This window comes from Thioclava sp. F28-4 (genome assembly GCF_002020045.1).
Lineage (GTDB): Bacteria > Pseudomonadota > Alphaproteobacteria > Rhodobacterales > Rhodobacteraceae > Thioclava > Thioclava sediminum.
Genome location: NZ_MPZQ01000005.1, coordinates 1 through 17278, shown reverse-complemented (window position 1 = coordinate 17278; position 17278 = coordinate 1). Strand labels below are relative to the sequence as shown.

Annotated in this window: 16 protein-coding genes; all 16 read left to right on the top strand. The window is 54.4% G+C overall.

The window, feature by feature from the left end:
* Positions 1–27: 27 nt before the first annotated feature.
* Positions 28–1248, top strand: coding sequence for a M20 family metallo-hydrolase (locus tag BMI87_RS11860; RefSeq protein WP_078521710.1), 1221 nt, complete (start codon positions 28–30; stop codon positions 1246–1248).
* Between the two features lie 255 nt (positions 1249–1503).
* The gene (locus BMI87_RS11855) at positions 1504–2772 is read left to right on the top strand and encodes a DUF6538 domain-containing protein (RefSeq protein ID WP_078521709.1); all 1269 of its coding nucleotides are present in this window, start codon (positions 1504–1506) and stop codon (positions 2770–2772) included.
* Between the two features lie 562 nt (positions 2773–3334).
* Positions 3335–3712: a MarR family EPS-associated transcriptional regulator gene (locus tag BMI87_RS11850; protein WP_078521708.1), complete on the top strand. Its 378-nt coding sequence runs from the start codon at positions 3335–3337 to the stop codon at positions 3710–3712.
* Positions 3705–4736, top strand: coding sequence for an NAD-dependent epimerase/dehydratase family protein (locus tag BMI87_RS11845; protein ID WP_078521707.1), 1032 nt, complete (start codon positions 3705–3707; stop codon positions 4734–4736). The genes BMI87_RS11850 and BMI87_RS11845 overlap by 8 nt, the downstream gene beginning before the upstream one ends.
* A gap of 5 nt (positions 4737–4741) precedes the next feature.
* Positions 4742–5314 (top strand): acyltransferase, encoded by a 573-nt coding sequence (locus BMI87_RS11840; protein ID WP_168175208.1) that lies wholly within the window; start codon positions 4742–4744, stop codon positions 5312–5314.
* Positions 5292–5765, top strand: coding sequence for an acyltransferase (locus BMI87_RS22125; protein WP_168175207.1), 474 nt, complete (start codon positions 5292–5294; stop codon positions 5763–5765). The genes BMI87_RS11840 and BMI87_RS22125 overlap by 23 nt, the downstream gene beginning before the upstream one ends.
* Before the next feature lie 10 nt (positions 5766–5775).
* On the top strand, positions 5776–7050 hold the full coding sequence (gene tviB / locus BMI87_RS11835) for a Vi polysaccharide biosynthesis UDP-N-acetylglucosamine C-6 dehydrogenase TviB (protein ID WP_078522111.1): 1275 nt from the start codon (positions 5776–5778) through the stop codon (positions 7048–7050).
* Positions 7051–7189: 139 nt separating this feature from the next.
* Positions 7190–8986, top strand: a complete 1797-nt coding sequence (locus BMI87_RS11830; protein WP_168175206.1) for an ABC transporter ATP-binding protein — start codon at positions 7190–7192, stop codon at positions 8984–8986.
* A 145-nt stretch (positions 8987–9131) separates the two neighbouring features.
* On the top strand, positions 9132–10259 hold the full coding sequence (locus tag BMI87_RS11825; protein ID WP_078521704.1) for a polysaccharide pyruvyl transferase family protein: 1128 nt from the start codon (positions 9132–9134) through the stop codon (positions 10257–10259).
* Positions 10240–11175 (top strand): glycosyltransferase family 2 protein, encoded by a 936-nt coding sequence (locus tag BMI87_RS11820; protein ID WP_078521702.1) that lies wholly within the window; start codon positions 10240–10242, stop codon positions 11173–11175. The genes BMI87_RS11825 and BMI87_RS11820 overlap by 20 nt, the downstream gene beginning before the upstream one ends.
* A 95-nt stretch (positions 11176–11270) precedes the next feature.
* Entirely contained in the window at positions 11271–12482 is a 1212-nt protein-coding gene (locus BMI87_RS11815) for a glycosyltransferase (RefSeq protein WP_078521700.1), read from the top strand.
* Positions 12483–12676: 194 nt separating this feature from the next.
* Positions 12677–13792 (top strand): glycosyltransferase family 4 protein, encoded by a 1116-nt coding sequence (locus tag BMI87_RS11810; RefSeq protein ID WP_078521698.1) that lies wholly within the window; start codon positions 12677–12679, stop codon positions 13790–13792.
* Positions 13793–13863: 71 nt separating this feature from the next.
* Positions 13864–14967: a glycosyltransferase family 4 protein gene (locus BMI87_RS11805; protein ID WP_078521696.1), complete on the top strand. Its 1104-nt coding sequence runs from the start codon at positions 13864–13866 to the stop codon at positions 14965–14967.
* A 9-nt stretch (positions 14968–14976) separates the two neighbouring features.
* On the top strand, positions 14977–16005 hold the full coding sequence (locus tag BMI87_RS11800; RefSeq protein ID WP_078521694.1) for an EpsG family protein: 1029 nt from the start codon (positions 14977–14979) through the stop codon (positions 16003–16005).
* Between the two features lie 33 nt (positions 16006–16038).
* Positions 16039–16611, top strand: coding sequence for a dTDP-4-dehydrorhamnose 3,5-epimerase (gene rfbC / locus BMI87_RS11795; RefSeq protein ID WP_078521692.1), 573 nt, complete (start codon positions 16039–16041; stop codon positions 16609–16611).
* The coding region (locus BMI87_RS11790) for a dTDP-glucose 4,6-dehydratase (protein ID WP_146681588.1) at positions 16608–17278 on the top strand (671 nt) is incomplete at its 3' end. The genes rfbC and BMI87_RS11790, both read left to right, overlap by 4 nt.

Here is a 17278-nt window from a genome sequence, read left to right as displayed (position 1 = left end):
TTTATCATGATAAATAGAGGTGATGCCATGCAGGACTGGAGTGCAGTTGCGCAAGAGCGGCTGAAGACGATCGCGAAAGCCTCCGAGCCCGGTCCCGGCGTGACCCGGCTGCCGTTCGGTCCCGAGCACGAGGCTGCACTGGAGATCATCACCGGATGGATGGACCAGGCGGACTGCACGGTTACGCGCGATGCGGCGGGCACGCTGATAGGGCGGCGCGCGGGGCCTGCGGGCGCGCCCACGCTCCTGATCGGCTCGCATCAGGACAGCGTGCGTCATGGCGGTGCGTTCGACGGGATCATGGGGGTGGCGCTGGGATGCCTTGCACTCGAAGCGCTTGGCGACCGCACGCTGCCGTTTGCCGTGGAGGTGCTGGCATTCGCCGATGAGGAGGGCGTGCGCTTCCCGACCGCGCTGATCGGGCCGCGCGCGTTGGCGGGCACGCTCGACCAAGGCGTTTTCGCGATGGTGGACAAGGCGGGCGTAAGCCTCGGTGCCGCGCTCGAGGCCTTTGGCGGCGATCCAGAAGGCACGGCGGCGTTGGCGCGCGACCCTGCCACGATCGCAGGCTATCTGGAGCTGCATATCGAGCAAGGCCCGGTGCTTGAGGCCGCGGACAAGCCGCTCGGCGTCGTCACCGCGATTTCCGGGATAGAGCGGCACCAGGTCACGATCACCGGCGAGGCGGGCCATGCGGGCACCGTGCCGATGGAGATGCGCCATGACGCGCTGCTGGCAGCTTCGGATCTGGTGCGTGGCGTGCATGACATGGCGCGCGATCAAGGTATCCGGGCGACGGTCGGGCAGCTCGATGTTTCGCCCAACGTGGTCAACGCGATCCCCGCGCGGGTCGATCTGACCATCGAGATCCGCGCCGCCGAAGACCCGGCCCGCACCGCGATGGGCGCGGCGCTCAGCCCGCTTTGTGCGCAGATCGCCGAGGCCACGGCGACGCAGATCGAGATTGAGAAGACCTATGCCCAACCCGCCCAAGCCTGCGATGCAGGGCTGCGAGAGGGGCTCGCCGCAGCCGTTCGCACCGCGACCGGAGCGCCCGCGCCCGAGCTGCCCTCGGGAGCGACGCATGACGCCTCCGCGATGGCCGATCTCTGCCCGATCGCGATGCTGTTTTTGCGCTGCAAGGGCGGGATCAGCCACAACCCGGCCGAATATGCGAGTGCGGTGGATATGGGGCAGGCGGTCTCTGCTTTGGCCGCGTTCCTCTCTGATTACTCCCCGGAAGTCTGAGGCGCCTTCCTTAGTAGAACGTTAGGCGAGTTGGATTACGAAGATCGCACCTGGCGGGCGCGCGAGCCGCTTGAGTGGAGACGCAGAAGGAGAGCGCGATAATCGGAATTCCTCTCCGACACATTCATCTCGAATTGCAACTAAAGATCGTGACTAAAAATAATTAAATCAGATATTTATGTTGAATTCGATTCCTCAGGGAAGGCTTTCGTGCTACACATGGTGATACACAAGGCTCTTTCCCGGAGATGTGCGATGAATATCACCAAGCGTGGCGAAGTCTGGCATCTGCGTCGGCGGGTTCCCAAGGGGTATGCCTCTGTCGATCCGCGCCGCGAGGTGATGATCAGTCTTCGGACTGGGTCAGAGAGGGAGGCGCGAGAGAAGGCGTCGGTGCTTTGGGCCGAGCAGGTCGAGGTCTGGGAGGCGATGCTCGATGGCGACACGGAAGACGCGGAGGAACGGTTCGCTGCGGCCAAGCGGTTTGCGAAGGCGCGAGGCTACCGGTTTCTCGATGCGCGCAAGGTGGCGCGTCTGCCCGTGCAAGAGCTGCTCGCGCGTATCGATCTGGTTGCCAGTGACGAGATGCGCGATCTCCTTGGGGCGGACTCCCTTCTTGGTGGGGCGGAGCTGCCGCTGATCACCGTGTCGCGGGCGCTCGCGCTGTTCTGGGGGCTCGCACGCGATAAGACCTTGGGCAAGAGTGCGGACCAGATTCGACGGTGGCGCTACCCGCATATCAAGGGGGTGCAGAATTTCATCGCGGTTGTCGGGGACAAGCCGCTTGATGATCTGACGCGCGATGATTTCCTCGATTTTCGCGATTGGTGGGCAGAGCGGATGGCGTGCGAAGGGCTCACCGCGAATTCCGCGAATAAGGATCTGACGCATCTCAGTGCGGTCTTGAGGCGCGTGAACCGCGACAAGCGGCTCGGGCTCGAGCTGCCGCTCGAAGATCTCGGCTTCCGGCAGGGGAAAGCGGCGCGGCGGCCCTCCTTCTCGGACGACTGGACCCGGGACCGCTTGCTGGCCCCCGGTGCGCTCGATGGGCTGGAGCCGCAGGCGCGGGCAATCCTATTGGTGATGGTGAATACTGGGCTCCGTCCGAGCGAGATCGCAGCGCTGCGGCCCGAGGAGATCCGGCTCGATGATCCGATCCCGCATCTGCTCCTGCAGCCGATCGGGCGGGTTCTCAAGACGCAGAACGCGGAGCGCGTCATGCCGCTTCACGGCGTGTCGCTTGAGGCGATGCGCGCGTTCCCGGATGGGTTTTCGCGCTATCGCGAAAGCTCGGCCACGCTGAGTGCTACAGTGAATACCTATTTGAGGGATGCTGGGCTCCTGGAAAGCGAGCGGCATTCGCTCTACAGCCTGCGGCACGCGCTTGAGGATCGCATGCTCGCCGCTGGTATCGACGAGCGAATCCGGCGCGACATCATGGGGCACGCTCTTGGGCGCGAGCGCTACGGGGAAGGCGGGCGGCTTGCGGTGATCGCCGGGCTTCTCGAGCCGATCGCATTCTGAGTAGTAATTCTGCCGGTGCCAATGCATGGCTGAGGTCGCTTTGCTCGGATTGTCAGATTTTCTTCCTGTCTCCTTCAACTCAATGAAAAGAAAAGCTGACATAGAAAGTCACCCGCAATTCAGGGCCGTGCTCAGGAAATGACCTTCTTGATCCCTCCGGCTTCATTCAACGTTTGCAGGGCTGCCTCAGTCACCGCGCGGTCTTCCGGGCGGGGCGCCTCTTGTCCGTTGCACCCGGTCTCCCTCAATGAAGGTCTTAGGGACTTAAACGCGTAAACCTTGTCGCTGATGGGCGGAACTTCGCACTTAGCTGCTAGAGATATGTATTTCGCTTGCCTATCGGGAAGCGGCGCTCCATCAGGTGGCCAGCGCTGGGCGGTCTTCTGCTGACATGGGCGAAAGGTCCACGCTGCTTCCTTCTCATCGGTTGTGCATCCTCGGGCGATGAGCTACGTTCAAAATTGAACGCCATGCTTGCCATGTATTCATCAGATCAAACCATTGTCACGAGACGGACCACGGTCAGTTCTCGTGCGGTAGCGATTGATGGGCGTGAAGCGCGGTGAGTGAGGTTCAGGACCGAGCTCGCGAGGATGCTCGATATCGCATCCTACGTCTTATCGAAGAGAAGCCTTCAATCAGTCAGCGCGAGCTTTCTCAACATGTCGGCATCAGTGTAGGGGCGATTAACTACGTCCTTAAAGCATTCGTCGACAAGGGCTTAGTTAAGCTCGGCAATTTCTCGGCGTCAAAACACAAGCATCGTTACGCATATATTTTGACGCCGAAAGGGGTTGCCGAAAAAAGCTCGCTGACGCGCCGGTTTCTTGAACGCAAAGTTGCGGAATATGAGGCGCTGAAGGCCGAGATCAAAGCGCTCGAAGCCGAAGTTAGTCACGGCGCAAATAAAGACACGGACGGAAATTCAAAAAATGACTGAGGCACAAGGCCAAAGGCGCGTTCTGATCACCGGGACCGCTGGATTTATCGGCTTCCATCTCGCGAAGCTACTCCTAGCAGAAGGTTTCCGCGTTCACGGCTATGACGGAATGACGGATTACTATGACGTCGGCCTCAAGCAACGTCGCCACGCTATGCTGCTGCAGAGCCAGAGCTTCTCGGCAACGGAAGGGATGCTCGAAGATCAGGTCCTGCTCGACAAAGTCGCGGACGAATTCAAGCCCGATGTTATCGTGCATCTCGCGGCCCAGGCGGGCGTCCGTTACAGCTTGGAGAACCCGCGGGCCTATATCGATGCGAATGTGATCGGCACGTTCAATGTCATGGAGGCGGCGCGCCGGTTAGAGGTTCAGCACCTTCTGATGGCCTCGACCTCGTCGGTCTATGGCGCGAATGAAGAAATGCCCTTCATCGAGACCGAGAAAGCCGATACGCAGTTGACGATTTACGCGGCTACGAAGAAGGCCACCGAGTCGATGGGCCATTCCTATGCCCATTTGTGGAACCTGCCGACGACAATGTTCCGCTTTTTCACGGTCTATGGCACTTGGGGGCGCCCCGATCTTGCGCTCTATAAATTTGTCGATGCCATTCTCGATGGTCGCCCAATCGATATTTACAACCACGGCGATATGTATCGCGACTTCACCTATGTGGATGATCTCGTGCGGGGCATTCGTTTGCTAATCGATGCGGTTCCAGAGCGTCCCGTGTCGCGCGACACGATTCCGGAGTGGGATAGCTTGTCTCCGGTCGCGCCGTACCGGGTGGTGAATATTGGCAATTCCGACAAAGTGCGCCTCTTGGACTTCATCGATGCGATCGAGGACTGCCTCGGGCAGAAAGCCGAACGCAACTACATGCCAATGCAGATGGGGGATGTGCCAGCGACTTGGGCTGATGCGACGCTGCTTCAGAACCTGACCGGCTATCGTCCCCAGACTGATTTCAAAGATGGTATCGCGCAGTTCGTTGCTTGGTTCCGAGGGTATTACGGAAAGTGAGCGCCGTGGCACAAGCGAGTCAGCGTGGCCCAACGCCCAAGCTGAATAGTCTGGAAATCGGTCGCGGTATCGCGGCCCTTGCAGTGGTCGCGCATCACGCCGGGCTGGCGAGTAGTGCCTTCACCACCCACGGGCATCGCACCTGGCTCTCAGAGGGTTGGCTTGGCGTCGACTTCTTCTTCGTTCTCAGCGGCTTCATCATCTACTACGTGCATGGAGCGGGTGCTCGAACGTCGCAGGCGGCGCAACGTTATTTTGGTAGAAGGCTACGCCGGATCTATGTCCCCTACCTTCCGATCACTCTCGCGTTGATCACAGCCTACTTGGTCTTGCCCGGTTTGTCCGAAGGGCACCGCGACTGGAGTCTGTTCACGTCGCTCACTTTATTGCCATCGGGGAGCCCCCCGGCGCTTTCTGTTGCTTGGACGCTTGTGTTCGAGATGACCTTCTACATCATGTTTCTAACATTTTATCTTACCCGTCACTTCTGGCTTTTGGTGTGCGCCTGGGCGATCTCGACACTCTGGTTCAACAGCTTGGGGGGGGGCGGACCGAGTGCTTTTGTCGACGCTATTTAATCCGCTTATCCTCGAATTCATCGCTGGCATGTTGATGGCCGCGCTGGCGCGGCGCTTACCAACTGAATTCTGGTTCGTGGGGCTCGGTATCGGGATCTTCGCATGTCTCGCCTATTTCATGATACCAGACGTGCATCGTGTGTTTTTCGGTTTGGCGCTTGCGCCAATTGTGCTGGGTCTGGCGCAGGCCGAAGCCAGGTTCGGATTTCGGGCACCGAAATGGGCCCTACTGCTCGGCTCATCCTCCTATGCAATCTATCTTGTTCACAACCCGCTCCAATCTCTAGTCGCACGTGCCATACGTCGGTTCGACAGTTGGGAGATGACCTTCATCGCCTGCATCGTTGCAGGTGTGGCGGCCGGAGTCCTTTATCACCTGCTTTATGAGAAGCCGGTGCTTACTCGAATTTCTCAAGGGCTTAGACGCGCCCATTCTCTTCAACCGGACTGACATTCAAACCATGACCAATCCAACATCCCCTCTCGCAATTATTGGCCTCGGTTATGTGGGCCTGCCCCTCGCTGTGGAATTTGGCAAGCAGCGACCCGTCATCGGCTTCGACGTAAAGCCCGATCGTATCGCCGAGTTATGCGCTGGGCGTGATCACACGCGCGAAGTTTCCCCTGAGGAATTAACCCAGGCACGCCACCTCGAATTTACAGATGACCCGGCGCGGTTGGTGGAGGCCAAGATCTTCATAGTCACCGTGCCAACGCCGATCGATGCGCATAAGCGTCCCGATCTCACGCCACTTATCAAGGCTTCGGAAACCGTGGGGCGTGCGCTGAAGCGTGGGGATATCGTGATCTATGAGAGCACGGTGTATCCGGGGGCGACCGAAGAGGATTGTGTGCCCGTGCTCGAACGAGTTTCGGGTCTGAATTTCAATGAGGATTTCTTCTGCGGCTACTCTCCGGAGCGGATCAACCCTGGCGACAAGGAGCACCGGCTTACGACGATCAAGAAGGTCACTGCGGGCTCGACTCCGGAAACGGCGGATGTGGTAGATGCGCTCTATGCCTCAATCGTCACGGCTGGCACTCACAAAGCCGAAAGCATCCGCGTCGCCGAAGCCGCGAAAGTCATCGAGAACACTCAACGTGACCTCAATATCGCGTTGGTCAATGAACTGGCGAAAATCTTCAACCGCCTTGAGATCGATACCGACGCGGTGTTGCGTGCGGCCGGGACGAAGTGGAACTTTCTACCATTCCGTCCTGGTCTCGTTGGCGGGCACTGTATCGGCGTCGATCCTTATTATCTAACGCATAAAGCCGAGGCGATTGGCTATCATCCCGAAGTTATCCTTGCTGGACGCAGGATCAACGACGGAATGGGTGCCTATGTCGCCGGGCGGTTGGTCAAGGCGATGCTAAAGCGCGGTATTCCGGTTGCGGGTTCTCGGGTGTTAGTGCTTGGGCTGACCTTCAAAGAAAACTGCCCAGATCTGCGCAACACTAAAGTGGTCGATGTTCTACGCGAACTTTCTGACTACGGTGTGCAGGTTGATGTATGCGACCCTTGGGTGGATCACGAGGAGGCAGTTGCGGCATATGGTTTGCATCCAGTCAAAATACCCAAAGAAGCCACCTATGATGGAATTGTGCTTGCGGTGGCGCACGAAGAATTCCGCAACATGGAGGCTGACGGTCTGCGGCGCTTTGGTCGCCCTAAGAGTGTGCTATTTGATCTGAAGGCCGTTTTTGACGACGAGCTAAGTGATCTGAGGTTGTGAGTAATCTGATGCGCGCGCCGGACGGGGGACGGCACTTCGCAAAGATATGCTGCACACAAAAGATTGGCCCTGCGGCTATCGCTTTTCGGCTTCAAGCGGAAGACACTTGGAACACGCAACAGCGCACCTGGAAAATGACATGATTAAAGAAACCTCATCTCGGCCAGAAACAGGCAAGGGCAATATACAGCGTATCTGGGCACTGCTTCCAGCTGGCCGTCGGAACCAGCTTGGTTTGCTCGTGATGCTCCTCATCGTAAGTGTGCTCAGCGAAGCTGCCACTGTCACGATGGTCGTTCCCCTCATAAATGCACTCGCCAAGCCGGAAAGTGTGCCGACGTTTTTGCGCGGCTTTTTCGAGTTGTTTGGAGGGCATACCACTGACCAAATTCGTCTATCAATGGCACTATTGTTCGTTATTCTAATTTTGGTAGCTGCCGGAATTCGTCTTTTGTATCTTTGGGCAAGCATGCGCGTCTCTTTCGCAATTGGTTCAGACTTCACCGAAACCGCCTTCCAAAAAACGCTTACACTTCCATATGCAGAGCAGACGCGGCTCAACAGCAGTCATCTGTTGACAGGTTTGATGGTAAAGATGCAACAGCTTGTCTTCGTTGGCCTCATCCCTCTGCTGACGGCTGCTGGGGCGCTTGTTCTGGCAATGACAATAGTCGCCACTCTGTTCTTAATAGCGCCAGACGTGACGATATTACTTGTGTTGCTCGTACTGGCTCTTGTCGGCGTCTTGGTGCTGGGACTTCGAACTCCGCTAAAGCATACGGGCGAAATGGTGGCGCGACTGCAACCAAAATTCACCGAGCGAATGCAGGTCGCGCGCGGAGGCATTCGAGAAATTATATTGGACGGGACTCAACAGTTCTTCGCGCATGAGCTGTCACGGACACAGCGCGCTCTGCGTCACTACCAAGCCAGGGGCGCTTTCCTATCGAGCTCGCCGCGTCTTTTCATGGAAGCGGCTTTCATGCTAACAATCGTTGGGCTTGCGTTATGGACTTTTAAGAGCGCGGATGATCCCATTTCGGTAATTCCACAGCTTTCTCTGGTCGCGGTTGGGGCTATGAAAATCCTGCCTGCAGCGCAACTTCTGATCCAGAACTGGGCCACGATTCGTAACGGGCGCGCAGTAGTTCGCGATGCGCTCGATCTAGTTGAAATTCAAGCCAAGGTCAGAGGCGAGGATATCGTTCCTCTCGCCAAGTCAGACGGAACTAAGTTTGCGCGAGACATTCGGCTCAAAGACGTCTGGTTCCGCTATTCCGCAGAGGATCCTTACATTTTACGCGGTATCAATTTGACGATCTACAAAGGTGAGAGAATTGGTATCATCGGTCAAACTGGGGCGGGTAAGAGCACGCTAATTGATCTGATTATGGGGCTTTTGACACCGACTAGAGGGGAAATAGAGGTGGACGAGACGCCCCTCGACCGAAGTAATCTCTTCGCCTGGCGCAAACAGGTTGCCCACGTGCCACAGAGCATTTACCTGACTGATGCTAGTGTCGCTGAAAATATTGCTTTCGGGGTCTCGAAAAGCGATATAGATCGCGAATGTGTTATAGATTCCGCACAGAAAGCGAGCATCGGACGTTTTGTTAATGATGGTGATGCTGGCTTCGCAACGTTAGTCGGCGAACGTGGCATGCGGATTTCAGGCGGACAACGTCAGCGTATCGGTATAGCTCGCGCACTTTACAAATCTGCTGACCTCATCGTTCTTGACGAGGCTACGAGCGCTCTAGATAGCGATACAGAGGCACGAATTATGAGGACAATTCACGAGTTAGGTCGTGACAAGACTTTGCTTATGATTGCTCACCGTTTGACGACATTGAGGGGGTGCGACCGAATTATCGAGTTAGGCTCCGGTGAAATCGTGCGAGTTTTTCAACCTGACGAACTGGATCCAATCGGATGAAATTTGGACTCAAGCAGTCAAGCAATATGGTCCTAGAGTATAAGGTGCGGCCTGGTTTTAAATTGGAGAAGCTTAGAAATTCATTGGAATTTCAAAGGAATGGTGATTCCGCAAGCGTGCAAATTAATGTCCTCGGAGGTTCTGCATGAAGATATTATTGCGGGGCTATTATGGGTTTGGGAATTTTGGAGACGATCTTCTTCTAATCGCGACGCATGCGATCGTAAGAGGATTTTATCCGACAGCTGAAATATATGTTTTAGCTAATAATATGGATTTTTGCGATCAGGGCATGAGTGGTGCGAGATACCGAGACTATATATATCGCCTCTTGGAGGGGGACGTCACAATAATTGACTGGCGCACGAGAGGCAGTTTTGATCTTGAAATTCACGGTGGAGGAGGGGTTTTTCAGCCTGGAAGAAGGTCGTGGAAATTTACGTTACAAAACATTTTTGCTCATATTTTCAGGGTGAGGCATATAGGGAAGGTTGCGCTTCCTGTGCGGAAGTTGCTTGGAAAGCAGGAGCGAAGGGTGTCAAAGAGATCTATTGGTATTGGAAACAGCATCAATTTTCATAATTTCTTTGCAGAAAACCTCGTTCGCAATATGGAGCAACTGGGTCGTCTAGATAAGATCTGGGTTCGTGATAGTACTAGTTTAGAAAACGGACGCAGGCTGGGAGCATGTTGTGAAATTGGCACAGATCTTGCTTTCGCGCATTCAGCCTCATTTTCGAAACTGAAAGTCCCGGCAACTCATCGCAAGGGTGTTGGTGTGATACTGTGTGGAAGGAAGCGTAGCAGTCTAGAGATGATTGAGGCTTCGCTAAGTCACGACTGGGACTGTCCTCCGACTTTTGTCTTCTTTGAAGAGAGTTACGACGCGGACTTAATTCGGACAGTTTCACAAGCCGGGTACGCAAGCATCGTATGGCGTCCTTGGAGCCTTACAATTGATGAATTTGCTCGTGAGCTCGCGAAATTTTCGGTAGTAATTTCGAATCGGTTTCATGGTGTAATTTCCGCCACGTTGCTTGGTGTGCCAAGTATAACAATCGCCGATAGCGAAAAATTAAGGTCACTTCAGGAAATGAGTCCAGAAACGAAAATTTTGTTGCAGCACGAAGGTGGCCCAACTATCGCCCGTCAGATTCTTGACGGAAAGCAGCTAGAAGGGCATGGGAATGAATTCTATGGAGGTTGGGAAAAAAATATTCGCAAAAATGTTCTTAAACTAGAGGCGATGATTGATGAGTGTTTCAAGCTTTAACTGCGAAAAGCCTTTTTTTTCCATCATCGTTCCTACTTTTAATCGTCCGGAAGAACTTGCGCATTGCATCCAGTCCGTGATCGATCAGGAATTCGATTCTTGGGAGATTATTGTTGTTGATGACGGTGGGGATCGCGAATGTTCTGAAGAAATTATTGGCAATTTCTCTGACGCTCGCATCAGGTATTTCTGGAAGGAAAATGAAGAGCGGAGCATAGCAAGAAATTTTGGATTTCGTATGAGCTGCGGTCGGTATGTCGTGCCTCTTGATTCTGATGACCGCATTCTTCCAAATCATCTTAGGGAGTTTTACTCAGCGATTTTATCGAATGGTGAAGAAGGATTTTTTCATAGTGCGTTTCTGATCGAGGATAAAGCCGCAAGATCTTGGCATGAGGCGATTTATCCTTCGCAATATGATGTAAGCCGTGCTCTTGCATTTAGAAACATTTTTGCGATAGGTGCGGCTGTCATCAGGCGAGACGTGGCGGTTTCATTTCCCTTTCCGGAGAGCAGGTACGCAGTTCATGGAGAAGACTGGTTATTCTTTATTCGGATATACTCTCGCTTCGGCGTTAAATTTGTTGATCGCGTAACTTTTGTTTATCAAGTCAACTCCGCAAGTTCGGTCCGAAATATTGATCCAAACCGGTTTAAAGCTTCTTATGATCTGATTGTTTATCTTATCGGGCGCGAAAATGAAATTCGACGCAAATTCGGCTTTATTCGCTATCGTAGTCTCCTTGCAAGCTTGTTTTTGCAAGTCGCACTTCAATTTCTCTACATTGATGGCGTCTCGCTTTCAGAAGCGAAAAAGTATCTTGTCCGTGCTTTCCTGTCGGCGCCTTGGATTTTCATGAAGCGTCCATTTCTTGCAGGCTTGAAACTGTTGCTTCTACGGGGTTTGCCGTGGTGATTAATGCACAAGAGCGTGTAGGATGTTAGGTAAAGGTAGGCGCTTTATCCTTACGTAGATGTTGATTCAGTCATGAGATTTGGAGAAGTAAAGCGGTGAGGATACTTTTGCTTTCGCCCCACTATGGTCGCGGGGGGGCCGAGAAAGTTCTTTATGATCAGGCAATCTTTTTGTCGCGCGAGTGCTATGTCGAGGAGGCTGTTTTCGACTTTAGTGTAGGTGAGCGGTTTTATAACACTGGGTTCACTGCCCATCGGTTGGATCGGAAAGGCTTGTGGAGTAAGTTAGGAGCCGCGGGTCGGTTAGTTTCACGTTGTTTGCAGCTTAGATCGCTAGTGAAGCAGAAACGCTATGATGTTGTTATTAGCCATATGGATGGCGCAAACTGGGTGAACATCCTTTCATTTTCTTCTGCCAAAAAGTTCCTTGTCGTTCACGGTACTATTTTGCATGATCGAAATATTTCAAAGCTACTGCAGTTTTTCCGTATTCGCGTTATTTTCCCATTCCTATACAATCTCGCGAATAGATCGGTGGGCGTAAGTGGCGGAATTACTCAGGAGTTGATTTCTTGTGGCGTTAAGAATTCGGTTGCGCTTCAGAATACTTTTGATGTCGACGGTATCTTGAGTTTGTCAACTTTTGGTGTTGATGAGAAATTAGAGCCAATATTTATCGGTGCAATCACTCTAGTAACATCTGGCCGGTTGGCTCGACAGAAAAATCAAGCGTCTCTAATTGATATTGTCTGCGAGCTGCGTATGCGTGGTGTGCCGGCAAGGCTCGTGATCTTAGGGGACGGCGAACTACGTTCGTTTCTTTTGGATGTCGCGAAGAGGCGTGGTTTGAGAGTCTACGACATATGGGATGATTCTCCTCAAAATATGGACGTAGATTTCGAGGTGTGTTTTTTAGGCCACGTTTCAAACCCTTACGCCTACTTGGTGCGTTCCGATATTTTTCTTTTTCCGTCGTCTTGGGAAGGTTTCCCGCTGGCTTTGTGTGAGGCCATGATTTGCGGCCTTCCTATAGTGAGTTCGGACTGCCCGACTGGTCCGCGGGAGATCCTTTCTTCGCCTTATGATGATGCTTCCTTGTGCGACACTAATTTTCAAGTTGTTGGTAATGGCATCCTCGCACCTATTCCAGGCGATGAACTTGTTAACCGTGCTTGGGTAAATGCTATCTTGGAGCTCTTGGGGAACGCCCTGCTGCGCGAAAGACTGGCGGCAAGTGCGAAAGATGCGGGATTGGCAATGGATCATAGCGAGGGTTTGCGAAAGTGGATGCAAATTTTGCGAGAGTAACTGGGTATTGGGGGGGCTCGCCCATCTAGGCATTGTTTCTATGTTGGTTTCTTTTGCTTTTTCCTTGTTGAAACGTGCCGCTATTTTGTTTCTGTCTTTGGAGGCGAATTGGAGAGCGTAGTGCTGAAGCTTCGTTTGAGATGTCGCGCGAATTTTATCGCATTTTCAGTTAGGTGGCGTGGAGTCTATGTTGAATGACTGAGCAGCGTTCTATAGTCGTGATTCTTGATGGATCTATAGCTGTGACGGGAGCCTTTGTTTCGGCGAGAGAAATGGCACGTTCACTTAAAGAAGATGCGGATGTCATCTTACTCACTCCCGATACCGCGCTTCTCCAAGACGAAGAAATGTCTGATTTTTCAGAGGTTCATCGACTGCCCATCCGACCATTGCGACGCAATTTTAAAGATGTGTCTCTTTACCTGCCGAGGTTGGCGAGGACTGCTTTGTACTTGCGTCGTCGACTTTCGCGATATCCAAATGCAGTGCTTTTGGTTAATGATTTCTACTTGGTTGAAGCGTCGCTCTTGCGTTTTCTCGGCTACCGAGCGCAGATATTTACGTGGGTTCGTATTGACCCTGACGTTTTCGGACGGGTTGGACGGTTTTGGCTCCAGCTCTCCAGTCTGTTTTCCGATAGGATCATTGCAGTTTCGCGTCATATCCAAAGCCTTTTACCGGAAAGGATATCCTCGGAATTAATTTATGATCCGGTCAGCGCGGAATTCTTACCATGTCCCGAGGCGAAATATTCTGATCATCTTACCTTTGTCTTCGTAGGAAACTACATCGACGGAAAGGGGCAGGACATTGCAATAGAGGCGTTTTCTCAGATTTTTTCCAGCTTCCCTAATTCACGGCTGAAATTTTATGGTGGCGATATGGGGCTTTCTCGCAACCGCATTTATCGAAAGAAGTTGGAAACACAGGCCGCGTCACTGGGTGTAGCTGATGCAATTACATTCGGAGATTTTGTGAAGGACCCGCGTTCGGTGCTTGAGGGTGCGTTTGTTGCGTTAAATCTATCGCGGTCTGAGTCATTTTCACGCACGGTCCTGGAAGCGAGCGCTTGCGGTTTGCCCATAATTGCTACTAAATGTGGTGGCCCAGCTGAAATTGTTCGCGATGGCGAGACTGGAATTATGATTCCTGTTGACAATATTGCAGCCTGCGTTGAGGCCATGCATTCCCTTTGCATTGATCCCGATCGTGCCGCCAAGATGGGTGCGGCTGGGCGTGAGAGGGTGATGAAAGTCTTTTCGCCGCAGGCTTTTTCGCAGCGCTTGCAAACCCTTCTAGCCGAGACTTAATGCGAGGTAACCTTTTCGGCGCTCTCCAATTTCTGTGGATGGTAGGGCTAGGAGTAAAGTAGGTACGGTGAATGACCCTTCGAGTTGCTAAACTTACGAAATATGGGCCACTTGCTGCCGCAACGCGGCAGCGGTTCGATCAATATGATACGGCGCTGACCGACCTAGATTGCGAGACAGTTGCATGGCCTCTTCTCGAGGACACTTATCTGAAGCGGCTCTATTCCGGTGTGGGACACGCTCATGGATACCTTGCCATACGCTATGTAGACAGACTTCGACAGTTGGTGCGGCAACAAGAAATCGATTTACTCTGGGTGCAATACGAGTTGTTCCCTTTTCTTCCCAGCGTGGCCGAGCGCGCGGTGCGACTTGCGGGCGTGCCGGTCGTTTATGACTTCGATGACGCGATTTTTCACAACTATGACCTAAATCGCAGGGCTGCGGTTCGTGCTATATTGGGCCGCAAACTTAATGCGGCAATTGGCGCGTCAGATTGCGTATTCGCGGGCAACGAATACCTTGCCGCTTATGCGCGTCCGCATTGCCGAGATGTTCAGATCGTGCCCACCGTCTTGGACACGGCCGTCTACAAACCCATTTCGCCGTCGACCACAGCGGCCGATAATGTACCCGTTATCGGCTGGATCGGCACCCCGAGTACGTGGTCTGAATATTTGTCTCCTATGCAGGCTATGCTTGCTTCAGTTTCAAAACAGCGCAGGGCGAAAATTCTCGCTATAGGCGCTGCGAGAGACGCTGAAGCCGATCCGACCGTTGAATTGCGACCTTGGCGCGAGGAAGCGGAAGTCTCGGATATCCAAGAGATGGACATCGGGATCATGCCTCTGACGGACACTCCTTGGGCGCGCGGGAAATGCGGTTACAAGCTTATCCAATACATGGCTTGCGGCCTCCCGGTGATTGCCTCTCCTGTGGGGGTGAACTCGGAAATCGTGGAGCACGGAGTGAATGGGTTCCTCGCCTCAAATGAGGTGGAATGGCGCGAGGCGCTCGACGCGCTTCTGACCGATCCCAATTTGCGTGCCCGAATGGGCGCGGCGGGGCGCAAGAAGGTCGAAGACCAGTATTCGCTCCAGGTGTGGGGCCCGCGCGTTGCCCAGATGCTTCGAGATGTCGCCGTGACGCATTCGAAAAAACGCCGCGGCGACTGAGTCATTCGCATGCTGGTCTATTACTCGTTATATAGTATCCTGATTTTGCTTGGCCGCGCCGCGAAGCGGGGGGGGCTTTATTGGCTCGCTCTCGTGAGCCTCTTTGTTGTTGCTGGATTTAGATATGAGGTCGGCTGCGACTGGAGCGGATATCTCGCGAATTGGTATATCATGGATGGCCGCTCGCTCAATGCTGCCCTTCAATATAGTGAGCCTGCTCATTGGGCGATCATCGCGCTTCTGCAACAAGCAGGGTTCAGCTACACCTACCTTCTTGTCATCGCGTCGGGGATTTTTTTCTGGGGCCTTCATTCCCTCGCGCGGCGGCAGCCAAATCCACTCGCTGTTCTGGTGCTCGCTTTTCCGATCCTCGTCATCAACATGCCGATGTCCGGGATCCGCCAAGCTGAGGCGATTGGTATCATGTGCTTCGCGTTCAACGCATTTGTGGATCGCAAGCTGCTTCGCTACGTCGCACTCGTGGGACTCGCAGTCCTGTTTCATCGCAGTGCCATGATCTTTCTCGCGTTTGCGCCGTTCATTCCGCTGCAGTTCAATAAACGCAATATCGCGCTCTCGATTCTGGTCGCTCTGCCAGGGCTCTACTTGATGACCCATTCGTCGGCGGCGGATGAGGCGACGAGCCGCTATGTCGGGACAGGCGTGGACGCAGCCGGGGCAGCGTTTAGACTTCTCGTTCTCGTCTTGTCCGGAGCCGTTTATCTGCTGAAAATTCGTCCTCTTTGGAAGCAGCAGTTTCCCAAGGACTACAAGCTGGTTACGATCGCGGCGTGGCTCATGGTGGCCTTCTTGGGGCTTTTCTTCGTGTCTTCGGTGATTGGCGATCGTTTCGGCTACTATCTCATTCCCTTGCAGCTCGTGATCTTCGCCCGAATTCCCTATCTTCAGGGATTGCACAATCGGCAGCTCTGGACCGTGGCGCCCTATGCCTTGCTCACGACTGTCTTCCTCGTCTGGACACAGCTCTCCTGGCATTTCCAGCAATGCTACGTTCCTTACCAATTCGGCATCTATTGAGATAGCTGAACAAACTTCACAGGTTTCCTATTCATGAAGATTGAAAAGACCAGCCTCGATGGTCTGTTGCTGATCACCCCGAAGCGATTCGGCGATCACCGTGGATTTTTCTCCGAGAGCTATTCGGCGAAGCGATTTGCCGAGGCCGGGATCGAGATCGGTTTCGTGCAGGACAATCATTCGGTCTCCCAGGCCGTGGGCACGGTGCGCGGGCTGCATTTTCAGGCCCCGCCGCACGCGCAGGCGAAGCTGGTGCGCTGCGGGCGCGGGCGGCTCTGGGACGTTGCGGTGGATATCCGCAAGGGCAGCCCGACCTACGGCCAGTGGTTCGGCACCGAATTGAGCTCCGAGAATGGCAAGCAGCTCCTGATCCCGGCGGGCTTCGCGCATGGGTTCGTCACGCTCGAGCCGGGCACCGAGATCGTCTACAAATGCTCGGATTACTACGCGCCCGAGTGTGAGGGCGCGATCCGCTGGGACGACCCGGATCTGGGCATCGACTGGCCGCTTTCCGCAGGAATAGAGCCTGTTTTGTCCGGTAAGGATGCCGAGGCGCCGCTTTTCTCCGGGTTCGACAGCCCCTTCAGCTGGGAGGGCGCAGCATGAAGATCCTCGTCACCGGCGGCGCAGGTTTCATCGGCTCCGCAGTCGTCCGTCTCGCCGTCTCGCGCGGGCATGAGGTGGTGAACCTCGACGCGCTGACCTATGCCGCCTGCCTTGAGAATGTCGCGCCCGTCGCCGACAGTCCGCTCTACGCCTTCGAGCAGGCCGATATCCGCGATCCCGAGGCGCTGACGGCGATCTTCACCCGTCACAAGCCCGACGCGGTGATGCATCTCGCGGCCGAAAGCCATGTCGACCGTTCGATCGACGGCCCCGGTGCCTTCATCGAGACCAACGTGATGGGAACCTACAACATGCTGCAGGCGGCACGCAGCTTTTGGGAGGGTGAAGGTCGCCCCGAGAGCTTCCGCTTCCACCACATCTCGACCGACGAGGTTTACGGCACGCTCGGCCCCACCGGCCAGTTCACCGAAGAGACGCCCTACGCCCCGAACAGCCCCTATTCCGCCTCGAAAGCGGGTTCGGACCATCTCGTGCGCGCCTGGCACGAGACCTATGGCCTGCCGGTGGTGCTCACCAATTGCTCGAACAATTACGGCCCCTATCACTTCCCGGAAAAGCTGATCCCGGTGGTGATCCTGAACGCGCTCGCGGGCAAGCCGCTGCCGATCTATGGCGACGGGTCCAACGTGCGCGACTGGCTCTATGT

Coding starts and splice junctions, on each gene's coding strand:
- BMI87_RS11855 (WP_078521709.1), top strand. CDS start 1,504: ATGAATATCACCAAGCGTGGCGAAGTCTGGCATCTGCGTCGGCGGGTT.
- tviB (WP_078522111.1), top strand. CDS start 5,776: ATGACCAATCCAACATCCCCTCTCGCAATTATTGGCCTCGGTTATGTG.
- BMI87_RS11800 (WP_078521694.1), top strand. CDS start 14,977: ATGCTGGTCTATTACTCGTTATATAGTATCCTGATTTTGCTTGGCCGC.
- BMI87_RS11805 (WP_078521696.1), top strand. CDS start 13,864: ATGACCCTTCGAGTTGCTAAACTTACGAAATATGGGCCACTTGCTGCC.
- BMI87_RS11810 (WP_078521698.1), top strand. CDS start 12,677: ATGACTGAGCAGCGTTCTATAGTCGTGATTCTTGATGGATCTATAGCT.
- BMI87_RS11845 (WP_078521707.1), top strand. CDS start 3,705: ATGACTGAGGCACAAGGCCAAAGGCGCGTTCTGATCACCGGGACCGCT.
- BMI87_RS11820 (WP_078521702.1), top strand. CDS start 10,240: ATGAGTGTTTCAAGCTTTAACTGCGAAAAGCCTTTTTTTTCCATCATC.
- rfbC (WP_078521692.1), top strand. CDS start 16,039: ATGAAGATTGAAAAGACCAGCCTCGATGGTCTGTTGCTGATCACCCCG.
- BMI87_RS11860 (WP_078521710.1), top strand. CDS start 28: ATGCAGGACTGGAGTGCAGTTGCGCAAGAGCGGCTGAAGACGATCGCG.
- BMI87_RS11825 (WP_078521704.1), top strand. CDS start 9,132: ATGAAGATATTATTGCGGGGCTATTATGGGTTTGGGAATTTTGGAGAC.
- BMI87_RS11830 (WP_168175206.1), top strand. CDS start 7,190: ATGATTAAAGAAACCTCATCTCGGCCAGAAACAGGCAAGGGCAATATA.